The sequence below is a fragment of the Paenibacillus sp. Soil787 genome (assembly GCF_001429545.1).
GTDB lineage: Bacteria > Bacillota > Bacilli > Paenibacillales > NBRC-103111 > Paenibacillus_E.
In genome coordinates this window covers 63,955-78,339 of sequence record NZ_LMSP01000048.1, presented here as the reverse complement: position 1 = coordinate 78,339, position 14,385 = coordinate 63,955, and the positions used below count along the sequence as shown (strand labels likewise).

At 42.7% G+C, this 14,385-nt stretch carries 13 protein-coding genes; 11 read left to right on the top strand and 2 right to left on the bottom strand.

Annotation, left to right across the window (positions count from 1 at the left end):
• The first annotated feature begins 290 nt into the window (after positions 1-290).
• Entirely contained in the window at positions 291-1,058 is a 768-nt protein-coding gene (gene cobA / locus ASG93_RS32740) for a uroporphyrinogen-III C-methyltransferase (protein WP_056839223.1), read from the top strand.
• 106 nt (positions 1,059-1,164) lie between these two features.
• On the opposite strand, the gene ASG93_RS32735 is transcribed toward cobA, so the two are convergent.
• Entirely contained in the window at positions 1,165-2,004 is an 840-nt protein-coding gene (locus tag ASG93_RS32735; RefSeq protein WP_056839220.1) for an aldo/keto reductase, read from the bottom strand.
• 19 nt (positions 2,005-2,023) lie between these two features.
• The gene (locus tag ASG93_RS32730; protein ID WP_056839218.1) at positions 2,024-3,241 is read right to left on the bottom strand and encodes an MFS transporter; all 1,218 of its coding nucleotides are present in this window, start codon (positions 3,239-3,241) and stop codon (positions 2,024-2,026) included.
• A gap of 409 nt (positions 3,242-3,650) precedes the next feature.
• On the opposite strand from ASG93_RS32730, the gene glpX reads away from it, so the two are divergent.
• The 10 genes from glpX to ASG93_RS32685 all read left to right on the top strand — a co-directional run bounded on the left by glpX (position 3,651) and on the right by ASG93_RS32685 (position 14,369).
• Entirely contained in the window at positions 3,651-4,616 is a 966-nt protein-coding gene (gene glpX, locus ASG93_RS32725; protein WP_056839216.1) for a class II fructose-bisphosphatase, read from the top strand.
• A gap of 130 nt (positions 4,617-4,746) precedes the next feature.
• Complete coding sequence (locus tag ASG93_RS34680) at positions 4,747-4,881, top strand: diguanylate cyclase domain-containing protein (protein ID WP_082615234.1); 135 nt, start codon at positions 4,747-4,749, stop codon at positions 4,879-4,881.
• A gap of 489 nt (positions 4,882-5,370) precedes the next feature.
• Complete coding sequence (locus ASG93_RS32720) at positions 5,371-7,335, top strand: ABC transporter substrate-binding protein (RefSeq protein WP_235551044.1); 1,965 nt, start codon at positions 5,371-5,373, stop codon at positions 7,333-7,335.
• Positions 7,336-7,439: 104 nt separating this feature from the next.
• A complete protein-coding gene (locus ASG93_RS32715) occupies positions 7,440-8,426 on the top strand; it encodes an ABC transporter permease (protein ID WP_235551043.1) in 987 nt (328 codons plus the stop codon).
• 3 nt (positions 8,427-8,429) lie between these two features.
• A complete protein-coding gene (locus ASG93_RS32710; RefSeq protein ID WP_056839209.1) occupies positions 8,430-9,575 on the top strand; it encodes an ABC transporter permease in 1,146 nt (381 codons plus the stop codon).
• Between the two features lie 29 nt (positions 9,576-9,604).
• Positions 9,605-10,648 (top strand): ABC transporter ATP-binding protein, encoded by a 1,044-nt coding sequence (locus ASG93_RS32705; protein ID WP_056839207.1) that lies wholly within the window; start codon positions 9,605-9,607, stop codon positions 10,646-10,648.
• A 2-nt stretch (positions 10,649-10,650) separates the two neighbouring features.
• Complete coding sequence (locus tag ASG93_RS32700) at positions 10,651-11,667, top strand: ABC transporter ATP-binding protein (RefSeq protein WP_056839205.1); 1,017 nt, start codon at positions 10,651-10,653, stop codon at positions 11,665-11,667.
• Positions 11,660-12,214: an HAD family hydrolase gene (locus ASG93_RS32695; RefSeq protein ID WP_056839203.1), complete on the top strand. Its 555-nt coding sequence runs from the start codon at positions 11,660-11,662 to the stop codon at positions 12,212-12,214. Before ASG93_RS32700 ends, ASG93_RS32695 begins: the two co-directional genes overlap by 8 nt.
• A gap of 33 nt (positions 12,215-12,247) precedes the next feature.
• Complete coding sequence (locus ASG93_RS32690; protein ID WP_056839201.1) at positions 12,248-13,276, top strand: LacI family DNA-binding transcriptional regulator; 1,029 nt, start codon at positions 12,248-12,250, stop codon at positions 13,274-13,276.
• A 34-nt stretch (positions 13,277-13,310) separates the two neighbouring features.
• Positions 13,311-14,369: a Gfo/Idh/MocA family protein gene (locus ASG93_RS32685; RefSeq protein WP_056839199.1), complete on the top strand. Its 1,059-nt coding sequence runs from the start codon at positions 13,311-13,313 to the stop codon at positions 14,367-14,369.
• Positions 14,370-14,385: the final 16 nt, after the last annotated feature.

Sequence of the window (14,385 nt, the reverse complement as noted above, 5' to 3'; positions counted from 1 at the left end):
GATTGATCGAAAAATTGTTTATTTTAGCAATTAAGTAACATTTGATGTCACGTTATTTCTGGACTGGGAGTGTGAATCACGATGAAGAAAAAAATTGTTTTAGTAGGAAATGAAATGCCTGGAGTCAACTGCATTGAGCAATTGCTAATATTACATTGCAATACTATCGCGAAACAGGGAAATACAACGAACGGACTACGCAGTGGGTGGAACGCATTGGTTTAGATACGATCAAAGAGGCTTCCAGAAGGATATGGAATAATAACTTTTGTTATTGAGGTGACAAATAGATGGAAAATAATAAAGGCAAAGTATTTTTTGTTGGAGCTGGGCCGGGAGATCCCGAATTAATTACTGTCAAAGGTTTAAAATGTATTCAATCTTCTGATGTGATCGTGTATGACCGCCTTGCCAATCCTGAATTATTAAATATGGCCCGTAAGGATGCTGAGTTCATTTATTGTGGGAAGCAGCCGAACCATCACTCGATTCAGCAAGAGCAAATCAATGAAATCATTGCCTTAAAAGCTTTAGAAGGTAAGATAGTTACACGTCTAAAAGGTGGAGATCCATGTGTTTTCGGACGTGTCGGAGAAGAAGCGGAGAAATTAGTTGAGCACGGAGTAGCATTTGAAATCGTACCCGGGATTACTGCTGGAATCGCTGCGCCCGCTTATGCAGGCATACCTGTTACACATCGCAAAGTGGCTTCAACGTTTGCCATGGTAACCGGGCATTTGTGTCAAGACGACACGATGTCACCTGACAAGTGGAAGGCGCTTGCTACCGGCATTGATACTATTGCATTTTACATGGGAATGGGAAATATCTCTTATTTGTGTAACCAGCTTATTCATTATGGAAGGAACCCTGAGACGCCGGTAGCAGTTGTTTCTTGGGGGACAACCGAGGATCAAAGGACGCTAATTAGCTCGTTAAATAAATTGGAGAAAACACTACAGGAACAAAATATGCCCAACCCGGCTATCATACTGGTTGGAGACGTCGTTCATTTAAGAGAAAGGCTTTCTTGGTTCGCCGAAAATAGCAGAGATTGATACCGGAGGGTTTTTTTTATGCTTTTTGGTAATAAATATTATTATGAACGAGGCTGTCCCCAAATAACTTTAGGGACAGCCTCGTTTATTAAACCTAATTTTAAACTTAAAAATCAAAATTATCTGGGTCAGGACCCACTCGGCGATGCTGATCAATGGCAGTAATAGCTGCCATATCCGTATCATTTAATGAGAAATCAAAGATTTCTGAATTGGACTGAATGCGTTTAGCTTGAATGGACTTCGGAATCGTTGCCCAGCCGCTTTGCAGCTGCCAACGCAGTACGATTTGGGCAACTGATTTCCCCACGCGGTCTGCGATGGCTTGGATGACCGGTTCATGCAAGATCTCTCCCTGCATCAGAGGTGCCCAAGCGACAGCTTGAATCCCATTTTTATCTAAAAAAGCTTTAAGTTCCTTCTGAACGAGTCGCGGATGACGCTCTACTTGATTAATAGCTGGCTTCACAGTTGCTTGTTTAAGCAGATTTTCAAGGTGGTGGATGTTAAAGTTGCTAACGCCAATAGCCCCGACACACCTTTCCTGATACAGAAACTCGAGCGCTCTCCAGCTTTCTAGATATTTATTTTGAACAGGCCAGTGTATCAGGTATAAATCAAGGGATTCTATACCTAGATTCTTTAAGCTTTTCTCATAAGCTGCTATAGCGCTATCGTAGCCTTGGTCTGCATTCCATAATTTCGAGGTGATAAACAAGTCTTCACGTTGAAGGCCAGTGCGTTTCAAGCCACGTCGAATACCTTCTCCAACGCCCTCTTCGTTTTGATAAATAGCTGCCGTATCAATATGACGGTAGCCAACGACAATGGCTTCTTCAACCGCTGAAATGACGGTATCGCCATCCTCTACCTGGAAGACGCCTAGACCTAGCCAAGGAAAAGCTTTACCATGGTTTAATTGAATTGTATCTTGTAAGTGTTTCATTTGATTATCCTCCAAATGATTAATTTATTCCTTTCTGTTCTAGCTTTGCAGAAAGGCCTGTGAGTAAGATGGCAACAAGAACCATTAAAGCACCTACCCAGGGGGTATGGACAAGTCCCATGGAGTCGATAACAACCCCGCCGACGATCGAGCCGATAGCAATACCGACGTTGAACGCCGCAATATTGATCGCTGATGCAACATCGACCGCTGAAGGTACATACTTTTCAGCAAGCCCCACGACATATAATTGAAGACCAGGTACATTCATGAAAGCAAGCATGCCCATTAAGATAACACCAATCACGCCAGCCACTTTAAAAGGAGCAAGGAATGTTAAAAGAATGAGAACGGCTGCTTGAACAATAAACATCCAAAATAATGCGCGTAAAGGGTTCTTATTGGCTAATTTGCCGCCAACAGAGTTACCGAATGCAACAGCTACTCCATAAACGATCAAGATAATGTTAATCAGGCCTGAACTTATGCCAGTCACATCGTGTAGGAGCGGAGTTAAATAAGTGAAAGCAACAAATGTTCCTCCATAACCGAAGGCCGTAATAAGAAAGCCCAGGACCAAACGGCCATTGGTGAGCAGACGGATCATATCTGAAAATTTAGCAGGTGGAGATTGCTTGAGATTTTTAGGGATGAGTGCGGTACTGGAAATGAACGCAATTACACCTAGTAAGGCAACGCCCCAGAAAGTTGCTCTCCAGCCGAAGGCTTGCCCGATAAATGTCCCCAATGGAACACCGGTAACAATGGCGATGGTAAGACCAGTGAACATGAGAGCAATAGCACTACCTTTTTTCTCTGGCGATACTAACTGAACAGCAATGGTCGCTCCAATGGAGAAAAAGACACCATGAGAAAATGCGGTGATGAAACGTGCAATAAGCAAAATTTCAAATGATGGTGAAAGTGCAGCAACAGCGTTACCGATGATGAAAACAACCATCAACGACATGAGCAAGGATTTCCGGCTCATCCGATTAGTAAGCGCGGTGAGGATCGGGGCTCCAACCGCGACGCCAATCGCATAACCAGAAATAAGAAGGCCAGCTAGCGTAATGCCAATGTTTAAGTCATTCGCGATGGACGCGAGCAGGCCTACTGGAACAAACTCCGTTGTTCCGATTCCAAAGGCGCTAATGGCAAGGGCAAGAAGCGCCCATGTGCCTGTATTTTGCTTCACTTTATGTTGTGATGCAGATTGTGATAGGGACTGGTGCATGTTTTGCCTCCTAATTACATGTATTTTGAGCGGCAGTAAGTTTTACTTTCGCGTCACAATTGCTATTATAAAACCATTAAGACGTTTTTGATAAGTACGTACTTTTAAGTACTATAGGGACTTTCAAGGTACATAGGTACTTTATAGTACCTATGTAGTCGAATAATGGACGATGTCACCATTTGAACGAAAGCCTGCTTCTCTTTCTAACGATGGAATAAGCTGCGAAAATAGATAATTTCACCGCCAGCGCCCGGAATTTGTTTATTTTGAAAGCATAGAAATAATAGTAGAAAGGAACTCGCGATAAGGTTTACCATAGGCAGAGAAATAGTAGCATAAATAAATTTAAAGGTTAGAATGTCCTTCTGTCATACGGGAAAAACTAGTAAGGGTAGGGGAAGAAACCATGGAACGGGAACTTGCGTTGGAAATTGTTCGAGTAACAGAGTTAGCTGCGTTAGCTTCAGCACCTTGGATGGGTAGAGGAGATAAAAATAGTGCGGATGGTGCTGCAACTTCAGCCATGCGCGCTATGTTCGATTCTGTATCGATTCGGGGGACTGTCGTTATCGGAGAAGGTGAAATGGATGAGGCCCCCATGCTCTATATAGGTGAACAAGTTGGAAGTATGAACGGGCCGGAGGTAGACATAGCAGTTGATCCCCTCGAAGGAACCGATATTGTGGCCAAAGGCTTGAATAACGCGCTTTCGGTTATTGCTGTAGCAGGAAAAGGGAATTTGCTTCATGCGCCTGATATGTATATGGAAAAGTTAGCTGTTGGCCCGGCATTAGTTGGTATACTAAGCCTAGATGATCCTATGGAAATAACACTCGCGAAAGCTGCGGAGGTGCTGAATAAGCAAGTTTCTGATCTTACGGTTATGATTCTAGACCGAGAGCGTCACGAATCGCTTATTCAAACTTTGCGAAAAGTTGGAGTGAGGATTAAATTTCTTTCGGATGGTGACGTTGCTGGCGCGATGGCTCCGGCTTTTCCTGAAGCGGGGATCGATCTTTATGTTGGTTCGGGTGGGGCCCCAGAAGGCGTGCTCGCTGCAGCAGCGTTAAAATGTCTAGGTGGAGAGCTGCAAGGTCGCTTGATGCCTGCGGACAGCAGCGAATACGACCGTTGCATTGAAATGGGTATTGAGGATCCTAATAAAATCTTGACGATGGATGATATGGTTGGGACCGAAGATGTTATTTTCGCTGCAACAGGAGTAACACCTGGCGAGTTCTTAGAAGGTGTCCGATATTTATCAGATCAGCGGGCTGAAACACATTCCATTGTCATGCGAGCAAAAACCAAAACAATACGCAACATCCGTACTTTGCACTATTTGCCTAATAAACCATTGCTGAAGAAATGATACTCCTCGAAATGAAGAGAACCAAAACGGGAATGAAAAAGACTACTTAAAGCGCTAAGCCTTCGAAGTTGAAGGGCTTGGCGTTTTTTTGCTGGGATAGGGGATGAGGTAAAGACCCTATGGTCATCATATGGGGGACTTGGCCTTAATGGATACGGCGAATATATTGAAAGAAGTTTTCTACGATTCTGTTATTATTACCCGTATGGGTGGAGATGAGTTCACCGTTATTTTACCGGATACGCATGGACATTCACCAGCCTAGATACAATTGAACAGGAAATGATCTTGAAAATCCAGCAAAGGTTGCATAGCTTTAATTTGAGCGTCGGCCGAATCTCTGTGGGATTAGTACCCTCAGGGCTCTTTTTATTGACTCCGGTTACATCACAGCCTGCCTTTTATTACACCCTAATTTCTTCCAAAAAAAGTGTTGCAATAGACTTAAATTCGATGTACGATATTACAAAAGATAAAGCGCTTACACGATTGCCGCTCCTGTATTAAACCGGTTTAATGAGGTGGACTATGCCCTCTTTATTTATAAGTATTAAGCCGCTTACAATTATTTTTTTGTAAATTCCATTAAACCGGTTTAACTCCATATATACTTAATATGTTTACGACCTACGTACTGCTCATTATCTGTATTAAACCGGTTTAATGCATGATCGACCTAGGAGGTGAAGGGAAACAATTTTCAGAGCTTGATGAAGAAGATTGAAGTACCAGATTAATCATGGAGGGGATAGGTTTGAAAAAGAACAGTTTGTTTTTTGTAGGCATGATTCTGATCTTTGCTGTTGTTATTGCAGCATGTGAAAGTAACGGTGATCCAAAGCCAAGTTCAGCCGTTCAGGCAACTAAGGCGCCTGTTGCATCAGCTCCAGTGAAGGCAGACGGCTACAAAGAAGCCCCAATGCTAACGAAGCTAGTCGGTGCAGGTTCACTGAAGCCTGTGGCTGAGCGTATGCCGGTTAAGGAAGATATCATGGTTGAAAAAGTAACCGATGAGATTGGTAAATACGGCGGCGATTGGAAGCTGCCTTGGACCGGACCTAATGATCGTTGGACGGTCGGTCAACCTACGGAGGAAGCGCTTTTCCGTTTTAACAAGGATGGAAGCGCTGTTGAACCTAACGTGGCCAAAGGTTTTGACGTGAATAAAGATTCAACCGAATTCACCATTTATTTAAGGAAGGGCATGAAGTGGTCGGACGGCATGCCATTCACAGCCGATGATGTCCTGTTCTATTGGGAACACATGCTCACCAAAGAAACCTTTGGCAAAAAAATATATGATGCTTATTACTCCGTCGATCCCGTGACAGGGGAAAAAGCTTTAGCTAAAGTTACGAAAATAGATGATTATAGCTTTAAGGTTGTACATAAGTATCCAAGCGTACTGTTCCTGGAGCGCGTTGCGATAGACAACAAATGGTTCTTTGCACCGGCACATTTCCAAAAAACGATACTGCCAGAATTTGTAGGCCAAGATAAAGCACTTGAGATTGCTAAAAAATGGGGCTTTGAAGATGTAAAATCTTTCTTGGTAGCAACGGGCTATTATTATTGGGTTAACCCACAAATCCCGACTTTAAGAGCTTGGGTCGCTAAGAACGATCCGAATAGTGATCAATTTATTATGGAACGCAATCCATACTATTGGAAAGTGGATAGCGCAGGCAACCAACTACCCTATATGGACCGCATTGTCGCTACTAAAGTTCAAGACCCTGCTCAAAGAGTTCTTGGTTCACTAGCGGGAGATTATAATCTTCTTACCTTTGATTTTAAAGATTTCACCGTATTGAAAGAAAATGAGAAGAAAGCAGGGTTCCGGGTGATGCCTTGGACATCGCCAACTTGGTCAAGTGCTGGCATTCAACTCAATCAGACCACGACAGACCCTAACCTGCGCAAGTTGTTTCAGGATATTAAATTTAGAGAAGCACTGTCTGTTGCCGTTGATCGTAAAGAAATTTCCGAGATCGTTACGAATGGTTTAGGTGCTCCTGTGCAAGCATCGGTTCCGGAGGGCTTAGTCGGTTTCCAAAAAGGCTGGTCGGACCAGTGGAGCAAATTCGATGTGAATCGTGCCAATCAATTATTGGATGAGTTAGGTTTGACTAAACGGGATAAAAATAATTTCCGTTTGAATACAGACGGCTCGGATTTAACGATAACGGTTATTGAAGGCAGCACGAACTCGGCAACTTTTCTAGAGTTAGTTAAAAAGTATTATCAAGCAGTCGGCATTAAGATGGACGTTAAGGTTGTAGATGCAGGAACTCAGCAAGAACTCAAGTACTCGAATAAGATCCCAGCGAGCACTGAAAATATTTCATTAGTCAATGTAGCTTTCCGGCCTGATACGCTTGTTCCTCTGAGAGTGCTGACCCCTTGGTTCGGACATTACGGATTGTTTACTTCATCCAATGGCAAAGAAGGCGTCAAACCAGAAGGTGATGTAGCCTTAATTCTGGACTACTGGAATAAAGTGAAATCATCTACAAGTAAAGAGGAAATCAATAAATGGGGAAATGAGATTATTAAGCTTCATCAAAAGAATCAGTGGATTATTGGTTATGCCGGTCCAACTCCAACGCTGGTTGTCGCTTCAAATAAAATGGGTAACATACCGAAAGATTTGGTTTTCTCGGATGAATTCCGCAGCTTAGGGCATGGTCATCCTTCGCAATTTTATATCAAACCCTAAGTAAAACCTGTAACCAATAAGGGGGAACTTAACTTCCCCCTTATTGCCTTTGCCTTTAGCATCTTCGAATTGAGCGGAGAGGATTGGATGAGATGCTCCAATATATGATAAGAAGAATCATTTTGGTAATCCCCGTCGTTATTTTTATATCAATGATCGTCTTTTACATCATTCAACTGCCGCCAGGTGACTATGTATCGACTTATGCGGCTAAGATGTCTGTGGCAGGCGATGTCATGACGCAACAAGATATGGATGAAATGAGAGCAAGCTTACGATTGGATCAACCATGGTTTATGCAATACCTAGCGTGGATGAAAAATATTGTTTTTAATTTCGACTTCGGGTATTCCTTCAGTTATAACAAACCAGTTATGACCGTCATATCGCAATATATGGGGTTAACGATCATCGTTTCTCTGGTAACGATGGCCTTTACCTATGCGGTAGCGATCCCAATCGGTATTTACTGTGCGGTAAGACAATATTCGATAGGTGATTATATTTTTTCAGCAATAGGCTTTCTTGGCATGGCTACCCCTCATTTCTTGATGGCTATTATTTTAATGTACCTCTCTTATGTATATTTTGGCGATCCCCTACTAGGGTTATTTTCTGGTGAATTCGTCAATGCAGGATGGTCGATGGACAAGGTTCTTGATTTGCTGAAGCATATGATTATCCCTGTTATTGTGATTGGTTTAGCAAACACGGCAGAGCTGATTCGAGTTATGAGAGGCCAAATGCTGGACGAATTGAATAAGCCGAATGTGGTGACCGCAAGATCAAAGGGCTTATCGGAAACGAAAATATTGCTTAAATATCCGACGCGTGCTGCTATGAATCCGATTGTTAGTACCATTGGATGGTCACTAACCTCCATTTTCACAGGTTCGACAATTACGGCGATCGTATTGAATTTACCCATTCAAGGCCCCGTTATGTATAACGCTTTATTAGCCCAGGATATGTATTTGGCAGGTACCTGGTTATTGTTTATGGCTGTGTTAACGGTTATAGGGACATTGATTTCGGATATTTTATTGGCATGGCTCGATCCAAAAATTCGCACAGAGTTCAGAGGTACGTAACCTATGAAAACAATTCCGATAGCAGGGAAACAGAAAATAAACGCGATCAAGCCGAAGAAAAACAGCGATGTCTTTTACAGCTCACAATGGCGTCTTATGTATCACAGGTTAAAGAAGCATAAATTAGCCCGTATCAGCTTAGTGATTCTAGCCTGTTTTTACATAGCCGCCCTCTTTGCTCAGTTTATAGCGCCTTACGGATTGGAGAGCTACGACAGTAAATATGTGAATGCGCCTCCAGCAAAAGTGAGCTTCATTGATGCTGATGGTAAATTTCAATTTAGACCGTTTGTTTATGACCTAAAGTCGGCCAGAGACCCGGTTACACTTCGTAAAGTGTTTGTTCCGGATGAGAAGGTTCGCCATTCGATCCACTTTTTCGTCAAGGGTGAAAGCTATAAGTTTCTTGGCTTGATTCCAACGAATAGACATCTATTTGGTGTGGATCAGCCTGGTCGTGTATTTATTTTCGGTACGGACGGGATGGGCAGAGACTTATTATCACGTATTGTGATGGGAAGTCAGATTTCATTAAGTATTCCGCTCATTGGTGTAACGATCAGCTTTGTCCTAGGTTTGTTTATTGGGGGTGTATCGGGGTATTTCGGAGGATGGATCGATTCGGTCATTCAGCGCTTCATTGAAATTATTCGTTCCTTCCCGACGCTTCCACTTTGGATGGCACTTTCGGCAGCTATACCACCGCGTGTCCCCGTAGTAACGATGTACATCTATATCGTTATTATCTTCGCCTTTATCGGTTGGACGGAGCTGGCTAGGGTAGCAAGAGGCAAATTTATTTCATTGAAAAATGAAGAATATGTGTTAGCAGCCAAAATAGCCGGCGTTAGCGATGCTAAAATCATTATTAAACATCTGTTGCCAGGCTTTATCAGCTACTTGGTTGTGGCAACAACGTTAGCTATTCCCGGTATGATTCTCGGTGAGACGGCCATGAGTTTTCTTGGACTCGGTATTCGCTCTCCTGCAACCAGCTGGGGAGTGCTGCTTCAGGAAGCTCAACAGATCGAGAATGTCGCGTTGTATCCATGGAAGCTAATCCCCTTAGGATTTGTCATCGTTACCGTATTAACCTTTAACTTTCTAGGCGACGGATTGCGCGATGCTGCTGATCCCTACAAGAAATAATCCATATTAGTGTAAGGCGAGGAGATATTATGACATCTCAAGCTTCTGTTTCACATTCCGAACAACCCCTGCTTTCCGTGCAAGACCTCAAAATTCGAATTCAAATGGATAATGGGGAAATGAAAGCGGTAGATGGCGTTGATTTTGAAATAAAAAAAGGAAAAACATTGGGCCTTGTAGGTGAATCTGGCTGCGGAAAAAGCCTGACCAGTCGAGCTATTATCAGTATTAATCCCAAAGAATGTGAAACCTCAGGTAAGATTGTTTATCACTCCACCTCTGAGAAAGCGCTAAACGATTTGGACTTGTTATCTCTAGATTCGCGAGGTAAACAGATTCGATCGATTCGCGGTCGCAAAATTGCCATGATATTTCAAGAACCCATGACGGCATTTTCACCGATGTATACGATCGGGAATCAGATCATGGAATCCATATTGATCCACCGCACCAAAAATAAAAAAGAGGCCAAGAAGATAGCGCTAGAAATGCTTAGTAAAGTTGGGATTTCCGATCAAGAGAAGCGGTTTGACCAATTTCCGCATGAGTTTTCCGGCGGCATGCGCCAGCGCGCGATGATCTCCATGGCCTTGTCCTGCAATCCAGAATTGTTAATTGCCGATGAGCCGACGACTGCGCTGGATGTAACCATTCAAGCACAAGTGTTAGAGCTTATGAAGGGACTCCAACAGGAATTTGGAATGGCCATTCTGCTGGTAACGCATGATCTTGGGATCATAGCAGAAATGTGCGACGAAGTGGCCGTCATGTATTTGGGGAAAATTGTTGAGCAATCGACAGTAGAAGAAATTTTCAATAATCCTAAACACCCATATACCAAGGGTTTGCTCAAATCAATGCCAAGATTAGGCGGAAATAGACATACACGTTTGGAATCGATTGAAGGAACTGTTCCGATGGCATTCAATATGCCTCCAATGTGCGGATTTTACGAACGGTGTAAGGATAGGATTGATGGTGTCTGCAATAAACAGGTCGTGCCGAAAACTCGCATATCCGATAGCCATATGGTTAGATGTTTTCTTTATAAGGATGAGGGCGAAGGAGAATAAGGATGTCTAAACCTATACTGAAAGTAAATAATCTAAATAAGGATTTTCTAGTAAAATCGAAGAATAAGCTGTTTAGCAAGCCTTCATCCATTCGTGTATTGAACAACGTCTCTTTTGAGCTGTTGGAAGGGGAGACCCTAAGCATTGTCGGCGAATCCGGCTGTGGAAAAACGACGTTAGGACGATGTATTGTCAGAGGGATGGATGCCACTTCAGGGCAAGTGATGTATCGACCTGAAGGTGAAGAGCAAGTTGATTTTTTAGGGCTGCGAGGCAAAGAATTCAAGAAATATAGAAAAGATATTCAGATGATTTTTCAGGATCCCTATTCATCACTGAGTCCGAGAATGAGCGTATACGATATTATAGCTGAGCCGCTGCTCGCTAACTTTAAGCTGACGAAGTCACAATTGAATGATAAAATTACCCAAATCGCAGAGAAGACCGGATTAAATGTCAGTTATCTCAAACGGTATCCTCATGCCTTTTCAGGTGGGCAAAGACAACGTATCGCTATTGCGAGATCACTTATTTCTCAACCGAGATTAATCGTTTGTGATGAAGCAGTGTCGGCGCTGGACGTGTCAATTAAAGCCCAAATTATTAATCTGCTGAAGGACCTGCAAGAGCAGCTGCAGATCACTTATATTTTCATCTCTCATGATTTATCCATCGTTCAAAACATCTCCGACAGAGTAGCGGTAATGCACCTGGGGAAAATTGTAGAACTGGCGCCGGTGGATTCGTTATTTGATTATCCGAAGCATCCCTACACGGAGGCGCTATTATCGGCTGTACCTGAGCCAGATCCGAATTATAAGAAGGATCGAATTATTCTCGAAGGAGAAGTTCCTAATCCAGCTAATCCTCCAAGCGGATGTCATTTCCATCCAAGGTGTACGTATAAGACCGATAAATGCATACAGCAAGAACCGGAGCTGCAGGCCGTTGGCGAAAATCATTTTGCTGCATGCCACTATGCGAGTCAATTAAACTTAAGAGGTGTAACTCATGAGTGATACGACAACAATTGATCCTAATGCTAAGAAGCTTATTGTTTTTCTGGATTGCGGAGATACCATCATTGATGAGGGAACCGAAATTAGAGATGAGCATGATATTGTTATTAGGGCCAATGTGATTCCAGGTGCTGATATAATGGTTAAGACGCTAGCCGAACGTGGGTATATACTAGCCATCGTAGCCGACGGTAGGGCGCAATCGTTCAAAAATATTTTAACGCAAAATGGGTTGTATGATTATTTTACAACGATGATTTATTCAGAGACCATTAAAGCTTCTAAGCCAAGTCCCCGTATGTTTAAAGCCGCGATTGGTGCATTGGATCTCAGCGAGCAGGATTGCTCCCGTATTGTCATGGTTGGCAACAACCTGAGCCGCGATGTTAAAGGAGCCAATGCTATGGGGATTACGAGTATCTTCTTGAGTTGGACGCCCAGATACCCAAAATTGCACGCAGACGAAAGTGAAATACCCGACTATACGATCAACCATCCGCTGGAATTAATCGACTTAGTGGAAAAACTAAATGAAGAATTAGGATAACTGGATGGTTTCTGAAGGGATGTTTAATCATTTATGGCTAAAATTGATGAAGTAGCAAAATTAGCGAAAGTCTCAAAAGGGACTGTGTCGAATGTTTTTAGCCAAAAAAGACCTACAAGCGACGAAGTGAGAGAGAGAGTCATGTCGGTATCTAGACAATTAAATTATGTGCCTAATCATATTGCGCGAAGCTTGGCAACGAAGAAAACCATGGCGATCGGGTTGACAATCCCGCATGGTAACTTCTTTTTTAGCGCATTTCATACGCAGTTTATCAATGGTGTTATTTTGGAAGCTTCCTTATATGGATACAGGGTTCTGCTGGATATGATTCCTTTGCAAAAGGTGAAAACACCATTTCTGTCGAGTTATCCGATTGATGGTGCTGTTGTGATGAGCCCAACGACCGATGATGATCGTATCACCCTCATGCATGGTGAACAAATCCCTTTTGTTACTGTCGGTAGAGTCATGAATACCAATATTCATAAACCATTCAGCGTGGATAACGACAATTTCAAGATAATTGACAGCATATGTAAGTATTTGATCGATAAGGGTCATAAAGACATTATGTTTTTAAATGCAAATGAGCTTATGACCGTGTCCATCGATAGAAAAGCTGGCTTTATCAAGGCGATGAATGATCATCGGCTTGATGTAGAAGAGCACATGATTCATCATAAGCCTGCCCTAAATACTAGTGAATACATGGACTATGGCTATGCTGAGACGATTGATATTCTTGGTAAACAAAAGAAAAAGGTAACCGCGATTATTGCAGATGACGACCGCACGGCATTCAGTGTCCTTAATGCACTCAAGGATCTGAATCTCAAGGTACCTGAAGATGTATCTTTATTTGTCATATGTGGAGATCTCTCGATGATGGTTCAATCGAACCCGTCATTGACGAGCATGGATTTGCAGCCTTCGGAATTAGGGGCTCAATCTGTCCGATTGTTAATGCATCAATTAGATGTTCTGCAAGGGAATTTCTCGGAAAATTTGATTATAGAAAGCAAGATTGTGGAAAGAAATTCTTGTTTGACGATTGGGTAAGTCGTTGAAGAGACCATTTCGGGAGGGTAGCAGGATGATCAATAAAGAATGGAACGTAGGCATTATTGGCCTTGGAGGTATTGGTGATTATCATATGATCCATCTTTCGAAAATTGCGAATACTAGAGTTACGGCCATTTGTGATGTGAATGCGAAGGCCGTTGAAGAAGTCGGTGATCGATTGAACTTATCGGCGGAGAAGAGATATAGCGACTTTAAAGCGATTATTGCGGATACCGATGTTGACTTTATCATCTCCGGTGTCTCGAATAAATTCCATTATGACATCTTAAAATATGCGATAGCATGCGGCAAACCGATATTTTCAGAAAAGCCTTTCACGCGAACGATGGAAGAGGCGGATGAATTATTTGGCTTGTATGAAAAAAATCCTATACCCTGCATGATTGGATTTTCCTACCGCTACAGACCTTGCTTTCAATACGTGAAACAGCTTGTAGAACAAGGGGTTTTAGGGCGTATTCGGCATATTGCCGCTCACTACTTGCAAGAGGAAAACGCGCCGATGTTTAACAAGGAATACACCTGGCGATTTAACAAAGAGATGGCAGGGTCAGGTATATTAGCAGACATAGGCTCTCATATGGTGGATGCGGCACGCTTTTTTGTAGGAGAATTTACGCAAGTGGCGGGTATGATGAGCACGTTTATCGATCACCGAAGAGATCCGCGGACGAATCAACTGGTTGAAGTAGACGTGGATGACTTTACCGGATTCCAATGTGTACTTGAAGGCGGGGTAATGGGTACGTTTTATACCCATAAAAATGCAATTGGAACAAAAAATCAATTTCATGTTACGTTATTTGGCGATCTAGGCACTGTCAGGATTTCAGTCGAACAACCGAATGAAGTTCATTTGACGGTTAGAGAAGGCGAAAAGCTGGAGCTTACTGAAAAAGTAATACATTTGGACGAGAAAACGATGAAGCCCATGCTGCAGGATTTTGTGGATTATTTGGAACAGGCTAACTCTCCATTACTCCCTACAATCATAGACGGATACCGTAATCAACAAGTGCTGCAAGCGATCATAGATTCAGGTAAAGACGGAGTAACGAGATTCATATAACTGCATTCATTGTAAA

Bases quoted from the DNA above. Each gene is read 5' to 3' on its own strand.
- ASG93_RS32695 (WP_056839203.1), top strand. From the start codon at position 11,660: ATGAGTGATACGACAACAATTGATCCTAATGCTAAGAAGCTTATTGTT.
- ASG93_RS34680 (WP_082615234.1), top strand. From the start codon at position 4,747: ATGGGGGACTTGGCCTTAATGGATACGGCGAATATATTGAAAGAAGTT.
- ASG93_RS32705 (WP_056839207.1), top strand. From the start codon at position 9,605: ATGACATCTCAAGCTTCTGTTTCACATTCCGAACAACCCCTGCTTTCC.
- ASG93_RS32685 (WP_056839199.1), top strand. From the start codon at position 13,311: ATGATCAATAAAGAATGGAACGTAGGCATTATTGGCCTTGGAGGTATT.
- ASG93_RS32730 (WP_056839218.1), bottom strand. From the start codon at position 3,241: ATGCACCAGTCCCTATCACAATCTGCATCACAACATAAAGTGAAGCAA.
- ASG93_RS32735 (WP_056839220.1), bottom strand. From the start codon at position 2,004: ATGAAACACTTACAAGATACAATTCAATTAAACCATGGTAAAGCTTTT.
- ASG93_RS32700 (WP_056839205.1), top strand. From the start codon at position 10,651: ATGTCTAAACCTATACTGAAAGTAAATAATCTAAATAAGGATTTTCTA.
- ASG93_RS32715 (WP_235551043.1), top strand. From the start codon at position 7,440: ATGATAAGAAGAATCATTTTGGTAATCCCCGTCGTTATTTTTATATCA.
- ASG93_RS32710 (WP_056839209.1), top strand. From the start codon at position 8,430: ATGAAAACAATTCCGATAGCAGGGAAACAGAAAATAAACGCGATCAAG.
- glpX (WP_056839216.1), top strand. From the start codon at position 3,651: ATGGAACGGGAACTTGCGTTGGAAATTGTTCGAGTAACAGAGTTAGCT.
- ASG93_RS32690 (WP_056839201.1), top strand. From the start codon at position 12,248: ATGGCTAAAATTGATGAAGTAGCAAAATTAGCGAAAGTCTCAAAAGGG.
- cobA (WP_056839223.1), top strand. From the start codon at position 291: ATGGAAAATAATAAAGGCAAAGTATTTTTTGTTGGAGCTGGGCCGGGA.